This window comes from Mesorhizobium sp. M0478 (assembly GCF_040321305.1).
In the GTDB taxonomy this organism is placed as follows: domain Bacteria; phylum Pseudomonadota; class Alphaproteobacteria; order Rhizobiales; family Rhizobiaceae; genus Mesorhizobium.
On record NZ_JAMYRH010000012.1, the window covers coordinates 103,355 to 117,018 of the forward strand.

General features: G+C 63.2%; 17 protein-coding genes. 5 read left to right on the forward strand and 12 right to left on the reverse strand.

Annotated elements, in window-relative coordinates; all coding sequences use genetic code 11:
* Window position 1: 1 nt before the first annotated feature.
* Both NKI64_RS24835 and NKI64_RS24840 read right to left on the reverse strand, forming a co-directional pair.
* Entirely contained in the window at window positions 2-706 is a 705-nt protein-coding gene (locus NKI64_RS24835) for a TIGR02281 family clan AA aspartic protease (RefSeq protein ID WP_023726599.1), read from the reverse strand.
* A gap of 13 nt (window positions 707-719) precedes the next feature.
* Window positions 720-953: a DUF1289 domain-containing protein gene (locus NKI64_RS24840; RefSeq protein WP_023824914.1), complete on the reverse strand. Its 234-nt coding sequence runs from the start codon at window positions 951-953 to the stop codon at window positions 720-722.
* A gap of 187 nt (window positions 954-1,140) precedes the next feature.
* Here NKI64_RS24840 and NKI64_RS24845 point away from each other — a divergent pair, with 187 nt between their 5' ends.
* Window positions 1,141-2,139 (forward strand): nicotinate-nucleotide--dimethylbenzimidazole phosphoribosyltransferase, encoded by a 999-nt coding sequence (locus tag NKI64_RS24845; RefSeq protein WP_352670754.1) that lies wholly within the window; start codon window positions 1,141-1,143, stop codon window positions 2,137-2,139.
* Window positions 2,140-2,148: 9 nt separating this feature from the next.
* Here the strand turns inward: NKI64_RS24845 and NKI64_RS24850 are convergent, their stop codons facing one another.
* Window positions 2,149-3,672 carry a sensor histidine kinase gene (locus NKI64_RS24850; protein ID WP_023669017.1) on the reverse strand — a complete coding sequence of 508 codons (1,524 nt, stop codon included), beginning with the start codon at window positions 3,670-3,672 and terminating at the stop codon, window positions 2,149-2,151.
* Window positions 3,673-3,747: 75 nt separating this feature from the next.
* Here NKI64_RS24850 and NKI64_RS24855 point away from each other — a divergent pair, with 75 nt between their 5' ends.
* The 4 genes from NKI64_RS24855 (at window position 3,748) to NKI64_RS24870 (ending at window position 6,274) form a co-directional block, all read left to right on the forward strand.
* On the forward strand, window positions 3,748-4,371 hold the full coding sequence (locus tag NKI64_RS24855; RefSeq protein ID WP_023669016.1) for a thermonuclease family protein: 624 nt from the start codon (window positions 3,748-3,750) through the stop codon (window positions 4,369-4,371).
* Window positions 4,372-4,410: 39 nt separating this feature from the next.
* Window positions 4,411-5,022 carry a glutathione S-transferase gene (locus NKI64_RS24860; RefSeq protein WP_023688515.1) on the forward strand — a complete coding sequence of 204 codons (612 nt, stop codon included), beginning with the start codon at window positions 4,411-4,413 and terminating at the stop codon, window positions 5,020-5,022.
* Window positions 5,022-5,639: a uracil-DNA glycosylase family protein gene (locus NKI64_RS24865; protein ID WP_023688514.1), complete on the forward strand. Its 618-nt coding sequence runs from the start codon at window positions 5,022-5,024 to the stop codon at window positions 5,637-5,639. The genes NKI64_RS24860 and NKI64_RS24865 overlap by 1 nt, the downstream gene beginning before the upstream one ends.
* Window positions 5,640-5,782: 143 nt before the next feature.
* Window positions 5,783-6,274: an Lrp/AsnC family transcriptional regulator gene (locus tag NKI64_RS24870; RefSeq protein ID WP_023669013.1), complete on the forward strand. Its 492-nt coding sequence runs from the start codon at window positions 5,783-5,785 to the stop codon at window positions 6,272-6,274.
* A 48-nt stretch (window positions 6,275-6,322) separates the two neighbouring features.
* Here the strand turns inward: NKI64_RS24870 and NKI64_RS24875 are convergent, their stop codons facing one another.
* The 9 genes from NKI64_RS24875 to NKI64_RS24915 all read right to left on the reverse strand — a co-directional run bounded on the left by NKI64_RS24875 (window position 6,323) and on the right by NKI64_RS24915 (window position 13,464).
* Window positions 6,323-6,892, reverse strand: coding sequence for a DUF3299 domain-containing protein (locus tag NKI64_RS24875; protein WP_352670637.1), 570 nt, complete (start codon window positions 6,890-6,892; stop codon window positions 6,323-6,325).
* A gap of 102 nt (window positions 6,893-6,994) precedes the next feature.
* Window positions 6,995-7,699 carry a DNA alkylation repair protein gene (locus NKI64_RS24880; RefSeq protein WP_352670640.1) on the reverse strand — a complete coding sequence of 235 codons (705 nt, stop codon included), beginning with the start codon at window positions 7,697-7,699 and terminating at the stop codon, window positions 6,995-6,997.
* Between the two features lie 9 nt (window positions 7,700-7,708).
* A complete protein-coding gene (locus NKI64_RS24885) occupies window positions 7,709-8,578 on the reverse strand; it encodes an NAD(P)-dependent oxidoreductase (protein WP_023669009.1) in 870 nt (289 codons plus the stop codon).
* Window positions 8,579-8,681: 103 nt separating this feature from the next.
* Entirely contained in the window at window positions 8,682-9,512 is an 831-nt protein-coding gene (locus NKI64_RS24890) for an ABC transporter permease (protein WP_352670643.1), read from the reverse strand.
* A complete protein-coding gene (locus NKI64_RS24895; RefSeq protein WP_023708353.1) occupies window positions 9,509-10,225 on the reverse strand; it encodes an ABC transporter permease in 717 nt (238 codons plus the stop codon). The genes NKI64_RS24890 and NKI64_RS24895 overlap by 4 nt, the downstream gene beginning before the upstream one ends.
* 75 nt (window positions 10,226-10,300) lie before the next feature.
* Window positions 10,301-11,086: an ABC transporter substrate-binding protein gene (locus NKI64_RS24900; protein ID WP_023688509.1), complete on the reverse strand. Its 786-nt coding sequence runs from the start codon at window positions 11,084-11,086 to the stop codon at window positions 10,301-10,303.
* Between the two features lie 317 nt (window positions 11,087-11,403).
* Complete coding sequence (gene mobB, locus NKI64_RS24905) at window positions 11,404-11,907, reverse strand: molybdopterin-guanine dinucleotide biosynthesis protein B (RefSeq protein ID WP_023690740.1); 504 nt, start codon at window positions 11,905-11,907, stop codon at window positions 11,404-11,406.
* Window positions 11,904-12,536, reverse strand: a complete 633-nt coding sequence (gene mobA / locus NKI64_RS24910; protein WP_023682493.1) for a molybdenum cofactor guanylyltransferase MobA — start codon at window positions 12,534-12,536, stop codon at window positions 11,904-11,906. Before mobA ends, mobB begins: the two co-directional genes overlap by 4 nt.
* 7 nt (window positions 12,537-12,543) lie before the next feature.
* Window positions 12,544-13,464, reverse strand: a complete 921-nt coding sequence (locus tag NKI64_RS24915; protein ID WP_352670647.1) for a DMT family transporter — start codon at window positions 13,462-13,464, stop codon at window positions 12,544-12,546.
* Window positions 13,465-13,664: the final 200 nt, after the last annotated feature.

Below are 13,664 nucleotides of genomic sequence, written 5' to 3' on the forward strand. Positions count from 1 at the left end.
TTCAGTCGCGCAGAATCATCCGGTCGCCGCGCACGTCGAAACCCGACAGGGAACCGATGAAGTTCATGCCGAGCAGGCTCTGGCTGAGCGCGCCGGGCGCGGCGACCATCACCTGCATGTTCTTGCGCACGATGCCGCCGATCGCCAGTTCGTCGGTGCGCACCGAAGCGGCGCGTGCCATGCCATTGGCGGTCGAGACCGGGACGGTGAAGCTCAGCGCGGCCGGATTGAAGCCGGCCGCCTGCGCGTCTTCGGCGGTGAGCACTGTACTGGTGGCGCCGGTATCGACGACGGTGCGGATCGGCGCGCCGTTGATCGTGATGCGGGCCTCGAAATGGCCGCTGTCGGCCTTGTCCAGGGTCACGGTGGCATGGCCGTCCTCGACGCCGAGCGCCAGCGGGCTGCCGGGAACGAGGCCCGCCGTCACCCGGCTGGCGAAATCCTGCAACTCGTAGCGGTACTGGTAGCCGGCGACGAGCGCCAGCACGATCAGGGCCCACGTGCCGAGATTGCGGGCCATGACGCCGAGCGGCCTGCCGGACCGGACAAGGCCGGCGCTGACCAGCAAGCCGATCGCCCCCAGCCAGACCAGACGGCTGAAATCGTAATTCTCGATGCCGAACGTGCTGCCGGCGTCGTTGTTGATCATCAGCAGCACCAGCCCGAGGCCGATTGCCGCCATCACGATCCAGAACAGCCGGTTCATTGGACCTGCCGTTTCAAGAGAGGACGTCGCGCTCGCGCGCCATGCGGCTGCGGCGTGTTTCCCGGCGCGGCCGGCGCTCGACCGTTTCCAATCGGGCCGGCAACTCGGCCATGACGCTGCGGCGTACCTCCGGCGTCATCCCCATCCAGGCGCCGATTTCATCGCGCGTGCGGCCACAGCCGAAGCAGAAGCCGGTTTTCATGTCGATCGAACAGACCAGGATGCACGGGGATTCGATGGCCGTCATGACTTTCTCTTGAAGGTTCCGTCCGGAATCCCTCGTTCCATCTCCACATGGTGCAACGGCAAAGCCAATGCAAGCCCTTCGGAATGCGGCGCGGGCAACCGCTTTCGCGCCAATGTCGAGGGGAGTTGTGCCGGCCGGGCAAGGCGGTTATGCCGCTGATCAACCACAGGGAATGATCAGCACCCACATCACCCGCGCGCTGCCCTTCGACTACTTTCGCAATCTGCTGGCGCGCCTGCCGCCTGCCTATACAGGCGCGCAAAACAGGGGGCCCACCCTGTTTTCCAAGGCCGACAAGCCGAAAGCCTCGCTTGGACGTATCGAGGACATCGCCGCCTGGCTTGCTGTCTGGAGCGGGCGCGCCCCGCCGGCGGTGAACCGGCCCCTAGTGGCGATCTTCGCCGGTAACCATGGCGTGACCCGCCACGGCATCTCGCCGCGCCCTGTCGCTGCGACCGCAAACGCCGTTGAGCTGTGCGCCGCCGGCGGTGCGGCAATCAACCAGATTTGCGTCGCCAACAATCTTGGCCTCAAGGTGTTCGATCTGGCGCTGCACATTGCGACCGCCGACATCACCGAGGACGCCGCCCTCGACGAACGCGGCTGCGCCGCCACCATGGCCTTCGGCATGGAAGCCATTGCCGGTGGCTCCGATCTGATTTGCCTCGGCGATCTCGGCGTCGGCAACTCCACCGTTGCGGCGGCTTTGTGCGCCGCCCTGTTCGGTGGCAGCGGCGCCGACTGGGTCGGCCCCGCCTCGGGCGCCGACGCGGCCATGCAGGCGCGCAAGGCTGATGTAGTCGATAAAGCCGTCGCCTTGCATGGTGCGGCTCTGAAGGACCCCCTGGAAGCACTGCGCCGGGTCGGCGGCCGCGAATTCGCGGCCATTGCCGGCGCTATCCTCGCCGCCCGGATGCAAAAAATCCCGGTGCTGCTCGACGGCTTCGCCGCGACCGCTGCCGCTGCCGTGCTGCATGCCGCCAACCCGGGTGCGCTCGACCATTGCCTGCTGGCCAGCCAGTCGCCCGAACCCGGCCAAAGGCTTGCCGCCGAGCGGCTCGGCCTCAGGCCGCTGTTCGATCTCGGCATCAGCCACGGCGAAGGGGTAGGGGCCGCCCTTGCCGCCGGTCTGGTCAAGGCGGCGGCGCTTACCAGTTCGGGCATGGCGGCGGCGGTCAAAGCCTAGAACAAGCTGTCAGCGTCGGCGAGCCGCCGCGACCGCCTTTGTCGGCAGCGCCGGCAGTTCCTCCATCACTCGGGCGAGCGGGAAGATGGCGATTGCCTCGGTGCCTTCGCGCAATTTCGACTGAAGTTCGAATTCGCCGCCATGCATGGCGAGCAGGCCCTGAACGATCGGCAGCCCGAGCCCGGTGCCCTGTTCGGCGCTCTTGATGGCGATCGAGCCCTGGCCGAAGGCGGACAGCACGATCGGGATTTCGTCCTCCGGTATGCCCGGCCCATTGTCCTTGACCGAAATGTACTGGCCACCGCCCGCCGTCCAGCCGACGCGCACGCGAACTTCGCCGCCGGTGGCGGTGAATTTGATGGCGTTGGACAGGAGGTTGAGCGTGATCTGCCGCACCGCGCGCTCGTCGGCGAACAGCCGCGGCAGGGCACTTTCGAAATCCTGGACGATGCGGATGTCCTTGTTGCGCGCCTTCAATTCCATCATGTGGCAGCAATCTTCGGCGATGTTGAGCAGCATCACCGGCTCTTCGTTGAGCTGATAGCGGCCGGCCTCGATGCGCGACAGATCGAGGATTTCGTTGATCAGGTCGAGCAGATGCTGGCCGGAATCGTGCACGTCGCGGGCGTAGTCGCGATAGGTCGGGTTGCTCATCGGCCCGAGCACCTCATTGGCCATCACCTCGGAAAAACCGAGAATGGCGTTGAGGGGCGTCCTGAGCTCATGGCTCATAGAAGCAAGGAAGCGCGACTTCGCCAGATTGGCGTCTTCGGCCCGCCGACGAGCTTCGTCCGACATTGATTTCGCTGTCTCCACCTCGGCGAGCAGCGCGTCCTTTTCGGAGCGGAAGGACAGAAGTATCAGCGACGAGCGGTTGAGATGGCGCGCGATATAGGCAAAGAACGGCAATGCCGCGACCAGCAGGGCGACCATGATCGTCCCGACCGGCACCCAAAATTTCGTTTCAGCATAGGCATAGACCGCCACCGGAACGACGAAGGTGGCAAGCAGAGAGCCGCGCAAGGACGACGCCATGATAGCGGTCGCCGCCATGGCCAGCAGCAGCACCACCGCCTTGGCGGCCTGGAACTGGTCGATCTGGCAGGTGGCGCAGCCGAGCCATGCGAACCACGCCCAGCCGAGGCCGCACAGCGAATGTCCGATCAGGAAATCCCTGCGGGTGTGAACAGGATTGAGCTCGGCGGCTTCGGTGCGCTCGACGCGGCGCGCCATGAAGGCGACGATCGAATAGCAGATCAGGGTGAACAGCGCCCAGACGCTGATCTGTTTGTCCACACCGGCCAGCAGCCCGGCCGCCGCGACCGCCAACACCAGCAGTGGGATGACGGCTGCGCCGCGCACCATGGTCCCGGCATGCAGCTTCAGCAGTTCACGGTCGAAGTCGAGATTGCCAACCTGCTGCGAAAGACGGTCGCGCGTCTTGCGCACCGCGCGCGCCACATCGCTGTTGCGGTGCGGTTTCCGGCGGTCCACAATGAATTTATCCGCTGTGTTCGAGCGTAGCAGAGGCATGGAAACTTCGATTTATGCGCGCAGCGATCTCAATTCGTTAAGCTACGTTCGAATGATTAAGAGACTGTTTGCCATATGAGCCGTTCGTGGTCGCCAAGGCCGCGCCGGCGATACTATCCGCCGCCGCCGCGAAGCCTGTGGCGCAAGCTGCTGGATTACGCGCTGACGGTCATTCTGCTCGGCCTGCTGATCCTGCTCGCCGCACGCCTCGACCGTTTCGAGACGCGCAAGGCGCAAGGGGTGGCGATCGTCAACGATGGCGATTCACTCACTCTTGGCACCGAACGTATCCGCATGCGCGGCATCGACGCTCCGGAATACCAGCAGATCTGCCGTAGGGATGGCGCAGACTACGCCTGCGGCAGGCTGGCGCGCCAGGCGCTGGTGCGGCTGATATCAGGAAATCCGGTGACCTGCAGCGGCTGGCAGCGCGACCGCTACGGCCGCCTGCTCGGCGATTGCAAGGCCGGCGGCAAGGATCTCAACCGGGCCCAGGTTGAGGCCGGCTGGGCCATTGCCTATGGCGATTTCGACACCGAGCAGGCCATTGCCCGCGCCGGCAAGGTTGGCATCTGGGCCGGCACGTTCGATGAGCCGCAAGACTGGCGCGAAAGCCACCACGGCGGCCCGCTCGAAAGAAAGCACGGCACCCTGGCTTCGGTCGGTGACGCCTTGCGAGAGATGTTTCGCTTCTGGTGACGAGCACTATAGTTGAAGGACCAGATCGGGAGGATAAGCATGAAACTGTTCGACGGCGGCCGCGCCCCCAATCCGCGGCGCGTGCGGGTTTTCCTCGCCGAAAAGGGCATCGCAGTGCCGCTGGTGCCGGTCGACATGGGTGCGATGGGGCACAAGCAGGAGCCGGTCAGGTCGCGCAACCCGCTGCAGCGGCTGCCGGTGCTCGAGCTCGACGGCGGTACCATCCTCACCGAATCCGTCGCCATCTGCCGCTATTTCGAGGAACTGCATCCCGAACCGGCGCTGTTCGGGCAAGGCGCGCTCGGCAAGGCCAAGGTCGAGATGTGGCAAAGGCGCATGGAGTTCAATCTGCTCAGCTGCGTCGCCCAGGCTTTTCGCCACATCCATCCGGCGATGAAGGAATGGGAAATTCCGCAGATCCCCGAATGGGGCGAGGCCAACAAGGCGAAAGCGGTCGAATTCCTGAAACTGCTCGACCCCGAACTGGCAAACCGCGAATTCGCCGCCGGTGACGCCTATTCGATCGCCGATATCACCGGCATGATCGCCATGGATTTCATGAAACCGGCGCGCATCAAAGTGCCGGACGAGTGCACAAACGTGCTGCGCTGGTACAGCGCCGTCTCCAGCCGTCCGAGCGCTTCCGCCTGATGGAGGCGGAACTCGAACGCTTGACGGCAAAGGTCCGCGCCTGCCGCATCTGCGTCGACACTCCGGTCGGCAGGCCACTGCCGCACGAGCCGCGCCCGGTGCTGCTGCCATCATCCAGCGCCCGCATCCTGCTCGCCGGCCAGGCGCCAGGCACAAAGGTGCATTCGTCCGGCATGCCGTTCACCGACCCGTCCGGCGACCGGCTGCGAAGCTGGCTGGGCGTAACCAGCGAGGAATTCTACGACACGGATAAATTCGCCATCGTGCCGATGGGGTTCTGCTTCCCCGGCCAGGACGCAAAGGGCGGCGACCTGCCGCCGCGCCGAGAATGCGCGCTGGCCTGGCGCGCGCCGCTGATGGCGCTGATGCCGCAGATCGACCTCGTTTTGACAATCGGCTCCTACGCGCAATCCTGGCATATGGGCGCCACGCGCCGGCCGTCGCTGACCGAAACCGTGAAGGACTGGCGCACCATCTGGGATGCGCCGGCCAGCCTGAAAGTGCTGCCGCTGCCACACCCGTCCTGGCGCAACTCAGGATGGCTGAAGCAGAATCCATGGTTTGAAATGGATTTGCTGCCGTTTCTGAGATCGGAAATCCGCTATCGCATAGATTAGACTTTAAGCAAGATATCACTCGCTTTTGTGCCATCCGGCAGAATTTCTTTCTTGTGAAAGGTCGAAATAAGAGGGAGTATAGCCAATCTATTCCCAAAGCGCGTCGCGCCCGAGGGAACGCGGCCTGCACCAGGAGCACCTTAATGGATCGCCTCGACAGAAAAATTCTCCGCCTCCTGCAGGAGGACGCGACGCTCGCGGTTGCCGATGTCGCCAAGAAAGTCGGCCTGTCGACGACGCCGTGCTGGCGCCGCATCCAGAAGCTGGAGGAAGAGGGCGTCATCAAGCGGCGCGTCGCCATCCTCGACCACGAAAAGGTCAATGTGCGCGTCACCGTCTTCGTGTCGATCCGCACCAATTCGCACAGCCATGAATGGCTGCGGCGTTTCTCGGAAGTCATCCAGGAATTTCCCGAAGTGGTCGAATTCTACCGCATGAGCGGCGACGTCGACTATCTCCTGCGCGTCGTGGTGCCCGACATCGCCGCCTATGACGCCTTCTACAAGCGGCTGATCGCCAAGATCGAGATCCGCGACGTGTCGTCGTCCTTCGCCATGGAGCAGATCAAGTACACCACCGAAATGCCGCTCGACTACATGCTGCTGGACAAGGAATCCGGCGCCAACGCGGCCTGAGCGCGGTTGTCCATGACTGGGCGTTGACGCTGCACAAGCAGGCGGCGCTTAGTTTTTATTTTTGTTGAGGAAACTCCAGGGCGAGTTGACCGGCAGCGTGATCGTGTCCGGCACCGTGTCGACTGCCACCACATCGGCTTTGCGTAGGGTGTAGCCGGACTGGATGATGCTGACGCCGTCGAGAATGAACAACTGGCTCTTCTCCAAGCCGGGCCGCAAGGCGCCGGTCACGGCAACCGACTCATAGGCCTGCGACATCTTGTAGGGACGGGCCGGCGTCACCAGCACGATCTGGTTGGGCGGCGGCGTCGGCATGTGGCTGCAAGCGCCTGTCCACGGCACCAGCAGGAACTGGTAGACGAGGTCGCCATCGCGGTCGACCGGCAATGCATAGCCGGCTAATTGTACCATCTTGTCCTGCAGGTTGAGCGACAATGTCTCGCCATGATCGGGCAGTTTTGCCGCAATCATCGGCAGACCGGCGTCTTCAGCCACCGCCTGCGTCGCCGGGCGGAGATCCTTCCAAAAGATATGCGCGGTTTGCGCTGAGGCGTCGAAGGTACCGGCTGTCAACAACGCGGCTGCAAGCGCGAGGGTCGATTGGAGATGTTTGGTCATAGGCCGAGTAAAGACGTCCTGGCCAATTGCGTCAACGCTTGAGCCGCATCATATGTCTGCGAGAGCCGGCGGCCAGGTTGCGTCGGCGAACGGGTTGCCAGGTCAGCCTTTTCTGGCGGCGATCCGCTCGATGATCTTGGCGTTGGTGAGCTCCCTGACAGCGTCCTTGCCAATCCAGCGCGCCGTCTTGTCGGTCGACTGGGCCAGTCGTTCGGCCACGGCAAGGGCAGCGCCGTGCATCTCCATCGAGCGCTTGCCAATCGAACGAAGCGCCCAGTTCACCGCCTTCTTCACGAAATTGCGGCCGTCGGTGGCATGCGCCTCGATGATCGGCAGGAAACCGAGGAAGGTCGCTACCGGCTCCTGCTTCCGGTGCACGACGGACCAGGCCATCATGGCAAAGGCCGTGCGCCGAACGAACTCTCGCTCGTCCGCCGCGAACTCCTCGATCAGCTCCTTCCAGGCGTCCGTGTCGACGAAGAGATCGGAGACGCCGTCGACGATATCCCAGGAATCGAAGGACGACGCCCATTGTCGTGCATCCGCGGCTGAGAAGCGCTTCGGGTCGGCCGTGACGGAAGCGATGAACTGCGCCTCCATGATGCCGGTCTGCCAAAGCTCGAAGGCTCGTTCGTGGTTGCGCTTGATCTTTTTGGCGATCTGCCGCTGCATGCCATGCGAGATGCCGAGCGCGCGTTCGATCTTGATGCCGTAGCGCAGCATGCCGCGGCGATTGTCTTCCGAGCCGATCGAGCGCAAATGGGCGACGATCTCATCGGCGCTCGATTGGGGCGAAAGCTCGGCCATTGCGAACGCCTACTTCTCCAGTCGCGCAAGCAGGGACGACGTATCCCAGCGCTTGCCGCCCATCGCTTGCACATCCTTGTAGAACTGGTCGACAAGGGCGGTCACCGGCAGTCGCGCGCCATTGCGGTCGGCTTCATCGAGGCAGATGCCGAGATCCTTGCGCATCCAGTCGACGGCAAAGCCGAAATCGTATTTGCCGGCATTCATCGTCTTGTGTCGGTTCTCCATCTGCCAGGACCCGGCAGCGCCCTTGGAAATCACCTCGATGACCTTCTCGATGTCGAGCCCGGCCTTCTTGCCGAAGTGGATGCCTTCGGCCAGTCCCTGAACCAGCCCGGCAATGGTGATCTGATTGATCATCTTCGTGAGCTGGCCGGCGCCCGACGGACCCATCAGCCCGACCATGCGGGCAAAGGCGTCGATGACCGGCCTGGCCTTGTCGAAGGCAGCCTGCTCGCCGCCGACCATCACCGTCAGCACGCCGTTTTCAGCGCCCGCCTGGCCGCCGGAGACCGGGGCATCGAGAAAGGAAAAGCCGGCCTTTTCAGCGGCGTCGGCCAGTTCTCGCGCGACTTCGGCCGAAGCGGTGGTGTTGTCGATGAAGACGGCGCCTTTTTTCATCGCGGCGAAGGCGCCATGGGCCCCGGTCGTCACCGAGCGCAGATCGTCGTCATTGCCGACGCAGGAGAAGACGAAATCCTGGCCCTCTGCGGCGTCCGCCGGCGTCGCGGCAGACTTGCCGCCATGCTGGGCCACCCATTGTTCCGCCTTCGCCGCGGTGCGGTTGTAGACGGTGACGTCGTGGCCGCCTTTGTTCCTGAGGTGCCCGGCCATGGGATAGCCCATCACGCCAAGACCGAGAAATGCCACAGATGCCATGAGTTTGCCCTTCAGACGGAACGGAATTGTCTTGGAAAGCTCTAGGCTCTACGCGCCATTCGTCAAGACGCGCATGAGCCGATCGACTGGTACAGCCGACCGCTCAGCGGATCAGATGAATGGTGATCCGTCGCTCGATCCATTCGACGCCGTGGCGCAGGATCTCGACCATCACCAGATAGACGATGGCGACCCAGACATAGGCCTGGAAGTCGAAGGACTTGGCGTAGGCCAGCTTCGCGTTGCCCATCAAATCATAGACGGTGATGATGGCAACGATGGCGGAAGCCTTGATCATCAAGACGAGTTCATTGCCGTAGGGCCGGAGCGCGACGATAGAGGCCTGCGGCAGGACGACCTTGCGCAGCGTCTGCAGCTTGTGCAGGCCGAGCGAAGCAGCGCCCTCCCATTGGCCCCTCGGAACACTCTCGATCGCGCCGCGCAGGATTTCGGCCTGGTAGGCGGCGGTGTTGAGCGCGAAGGCGAACACACCGCAATTGAAGGCGTCGCGGAAGAACCACCACAGCCCGACGGATTCGAGCTGCACCCGGAATGAGCCCAGGCCGTAATAGACGAGATAGACCTGGACCAGCAGCGGCGTGCCGCGGAAGAAGTAGACGTAGCAATAGGCCAGGACGGACAGATAGCGGTTCTTCGACATGCGGGCATAGGTGACGGGCAGCGAAAAAAGCGCGCCGAGCACCATCGAGATGGCCACCAGCGCAAGCGTGGTTCCCAAGCCCTGCAGATAGGCCGGCGCGTATCTGGCGAAGAATTCGCCATTCCAAGCGTAAACCAGATAGACGGCGATGCCGATGCCGAACAGGATCCAAAAGCCGACCAGCGCGTAGCCGACGATACGGGCCCGCGGCCAGCCTCGCGCCCGTGGTGGTGGCTTCTCGATGTCGACGGCGGCGCGCGTCACGACGCTCATCGTGCCTCCCTCCTCCCGAGCGAACGCAGGATGAAGCCGGTGGCGATCGACGACAGGATGGCAAGGATAAGGAACACCATCGCCGCGACGCTGTAGAACAGGAAGGAATGTTTGGTGACACGGGCCGCCACGCCGGCGTTGCGCAAGGTTTCAGCCAGGTTGACGACCGACACCAGGGCCGTGTCCTTGAGCAGGCTCAGCCAGCAATTCTCAAGGCCGGGGAAGGCGATGCGCAGCAGCTGCGGCAGGATCACCTTGCGCATCGTCTGCCATTTCGACAGCCCGATCGCATAGCCGCCCTCATACTGGCCCTTCGGAATGGCGCGAAAGGCCGACAGGAAGACTTCGCTGGAATACGACGAAAAGATCAGCGACAGCACGATCATGCCGGCGAAGAAGCTGTCGACATCGACCGTCGCTTCCGGCCTGAACAGACGGATGACATACTGCAAGAGGATCGGCATGCCGAAGAAGAACAGGAAAAGCGTCACCAGTTCCGGCAGTCCGCGAAACACCGTGGTGTAGATGTTGGCAGCCACGCGAAGCGACGGCTCTTCGGATTGTTTCGCCCAGGCGACGAAAAAACCGATCGTCAGGCCGATCGGCAGTGTCGCCAGCGCGAGCGCAATGGTGACCAGTGCGCCATAGGCAATATCGTCAATCCAGCCATCGGGTCCCCAAGTGAGAAGTATCCATATGTTCTGGCTTGGCATTGACGGGTCTTGTCTCCACTTCTGTCAGGCCAAGGCGGCAGCAGGAAACTTCCCCTGCCGCCTTGTTTCAGACGTTCAGGACTCGGCGCCGAAGACGTCGAACTTGAAGTACTTGTCGTTGATTTCCTTGTACTTTCCGTTAGCGCGGATTGCGTCGATGGCGCTGTTCAACTTGTTGACCAGATCCGTCTCGCCCTTGCGCACGGCGATGCCGGCGCCCGGTCCAAAGATATCGACCGGCTGCGGCGAGGGCTGGCCGAGAATCTTGCAGCAGGCGCCATCAGGCGAATCCAGGAACTGCTGCAACACGACGATATCGTCCTCGATCGCGTCGAGACGGCCATTGGCGAGATCGGCCTGCTCTTCGGGGCTGCTCGGATAGCCCTTGACCGTGCTGTCCGTATAGGTTTTCGAGGCGTAATTGAAATGCGTCGTCGTGGTTGCGACGCCGATGGTCTTGCCGGCCAGGTCTTCCTTGGTCACGCCCTTGAGGGTCGAATCCTTGGGTACCGCGATCGCCGACGGCGTGTTGTAGTATTTGTGGGTGAAGTCGACCTTCTCGGCGCGCTCCGGCGTGATCGACATCGAGGCGACGATGGCGTCGAACTTGCCGGCCTGCAGGGCGGGAATGATGCCGTCCCAATCCTGGGCGACGAAGGTGCACTTGACCTTCATCTCGTCGCAGAGCGCCTTGGCGATGTCGATGTCGAAGCCGACGAGCTGGCCGTCGGAGGTCAGGTTGTTGAATGGGGGGTAGGCGCCTTCGGTGCCGATTCTCAGGGTCGTTTCCTGAGCCTGGGCGACGCCGAGCGTCAGCAGCGCAGCCGATGCGGCGAGCGCGATACGCAGTGCAATACGCATGATAGTCCTCTCTTTATGGCTCCCGGCCGTCGTTCCGGAACGGCTCTGTGGGGCGGTGCTTTTGACCGCCCGCTGGCGCGATACTCCCACTGTTTTCGGGAGAAAAGCAACTGTAAAACCGTTGCTTGCGGGATTTGCGGGTCCAGCCAATGCCGACGCCGGGTTAATGCATGTCGCCCAAAAGTGCGCAGCGGTTTTGGGACGACGACATGCATAAATAAAACAACCTGAAGCGCGTCGCATGGCCGTTCAGGCGCGACGCGCTTAGACAATGCAACGGCTGAAGAGGGCGGCTGAACCGGGCGAGGGCAGGGACCTCAAGGTTTGAGGCCGGTCATGCGCTCGATGAAGTCGGCTATCCCTCCCGTGTCGTCGAGATCGAACACAGGCAGGCTTTCGCCGGTAACCGCGAAGTCGGCGGCAATCGCCACGATATGTCCGTCGTTCGCCGACAGCGGCGAGCGGTCCTTGGCCTCCCGCCGCCGGGTCTCGATCTTTTTGTGCGCCTCGCGCTTGTAGCCTTCGACCAGCACGATGTCGCACGGGGCCAACCGCGACAGGACCGTCTCCAGCGTCGGCTCGTCCTCACCGCGCAATTCATGCATCAGCGCCCAGCGTTTGCCCGACACCACCGCGACTTCGGTGGCGCCCGCCTGGCGGTGACGAAAGCTGTCGGCGCCAGGCTTGTCGATGTCGAACTCATGATGGGCGTGTTTGACCGTCGACACTGTCCAGCCGCGCCGGACGAGCTCTGTGACCAGCTTCTCGGTCAGTGTGGTCTTGCCGGAATTCTTCCAGCCGGTGATGCCGAAGATGTTCATGGGCCGATGCTCTGCAACAGACGCTCGGCCACCGCAAGGTCGTGCGGTGTGTTGATGTTGAAGAACGGGTCGATCTCGTCACTGCCGTGGGTCAGCAACGGAAATTCCACTTCGACACAGTCGTGCCGCTCGATGAAGGCGGAGACGCGCCTGTTGTCCTCGTCGATCAGGAAATGACGCAAGGCCTCACGCAGCCCGAGCGGCCACAGCGCGAAGGTCGGATGCTGCCGGCCGGCGGAACTGGCAACAGCGATGGAGCCTGGTCGCTCGTCAACAGCCGCAGCCAGCCTCTCGACCAGGTCCACCGGCAGGAACGGCGTGTCGCCGGCGGCCGTCGCCAATGCCTTGAAAGCGGTATTCGCTGCCGCCCATTCGAGGCCGGTGAGGATTCCGGCAAGCGGTCCGGCATAGCCTTCCACCGCATCGGCGAGAACCGGAAGACCGGCCGCCTCGAAGCGCGCCGGGTCACCATTGGCGCTGAGCGCCAGCGATCCGACCTGCGGCGCCAGGCGGGCAACGACATGGTCGAGAAGCGGACGCCCGCCAAGCGCCAGCAAAGTCTTGTCGCCGCCGCCCATGCGCCGTGACAGGCCTCCGGCCAGGATAATTCCTGCAATGTCTTGGCTCATGGCCAAGCTATATGCCGTCCGGCGCCATGTCGGGTCCAGCGCTTTCGGCTGCGGGTTTTTGCCGGCCGGCGACCCGCTCGCGATAGAGCGCGTAGAGGCCGGAGCCGATGATGATGGCGGAGCCGAAGATCATCGGCAGGTCGGGGACATCGCCGAAGATGATGACGCCAAGCAGCATCGACCAAAAGAGGGCCGTGTAGCGGAATGGCGCAATGAAGGAGATGTCGCCAGCCCGCATTGCCATGATGATGAACTGGTAGCCGATCAGCACCAGCACCGCCGCCAATGCCAAAAGTGCCGTGCCTTTGCCGGACATCGGCGTCCAGCCGCCCATCGGCGACAGCAGCACGGCGCCGACGATGGTCATGGCGATTGCCGTTGCCGTCGACACCAGCAAGGTCGGGATAGCCCTCGGGATGCGCTTGGTGGCGAGGTCACGTACTGCGCAACAGGCGACGCTGACGAGTGCGTACAGCGAATAGATGCTGAAGCCTTCGAAGCCTGGCCGCACGATGATCAGCACGCCGCCAAAGCCGACCGCGATCGCCAGCCAGCGCCGCCAGCCGACCGCTTCGCTGAATACGAGTGCCGCCCCCATCGTCACCGCCAGCGGCAGCGCCTGCAGCACCGCGGAGACATTGGCGATCGGCAGATGCGCCAATGCGACAAGGAAGGCGACGGTGGCGCCGGCCTCGGCGACCACGCGAAGCGCCACCAGCGGCTGCAGCATCGAGCCCGGCCGTGCGAGCGCACCTTGCTGCCAGGCGAGCAGGCCGACGAGTAGCGACGCAAAGGCGCCGCGCACCAGCATGACCTGCGCCATGTTCATCGATTCCGACGAGAACTTGGTGATGGCGTCGTTGAGGGTGAAGCCGATCATGGCCACCATCATGCACAGCGCGCCGCGAATGTTTGGGGAAAGAGGCAAGGGCGTTACCGGTTTTGCAAGAGCAATTCCAGGAAAAGTGTGAAACGGTTTTCCGTCCGGAATTGCGTGAAAACAAAGAATAAAGCGGTTCGACGTTTCGGCGAAACGGTGAACCGCTCAAGCCTGTAGCAGCCGGCGGCAAGACAGCAACGTCAAAGAAATAGGCCACGGATTTTCACCCGTGACCCATAGAAATCCCT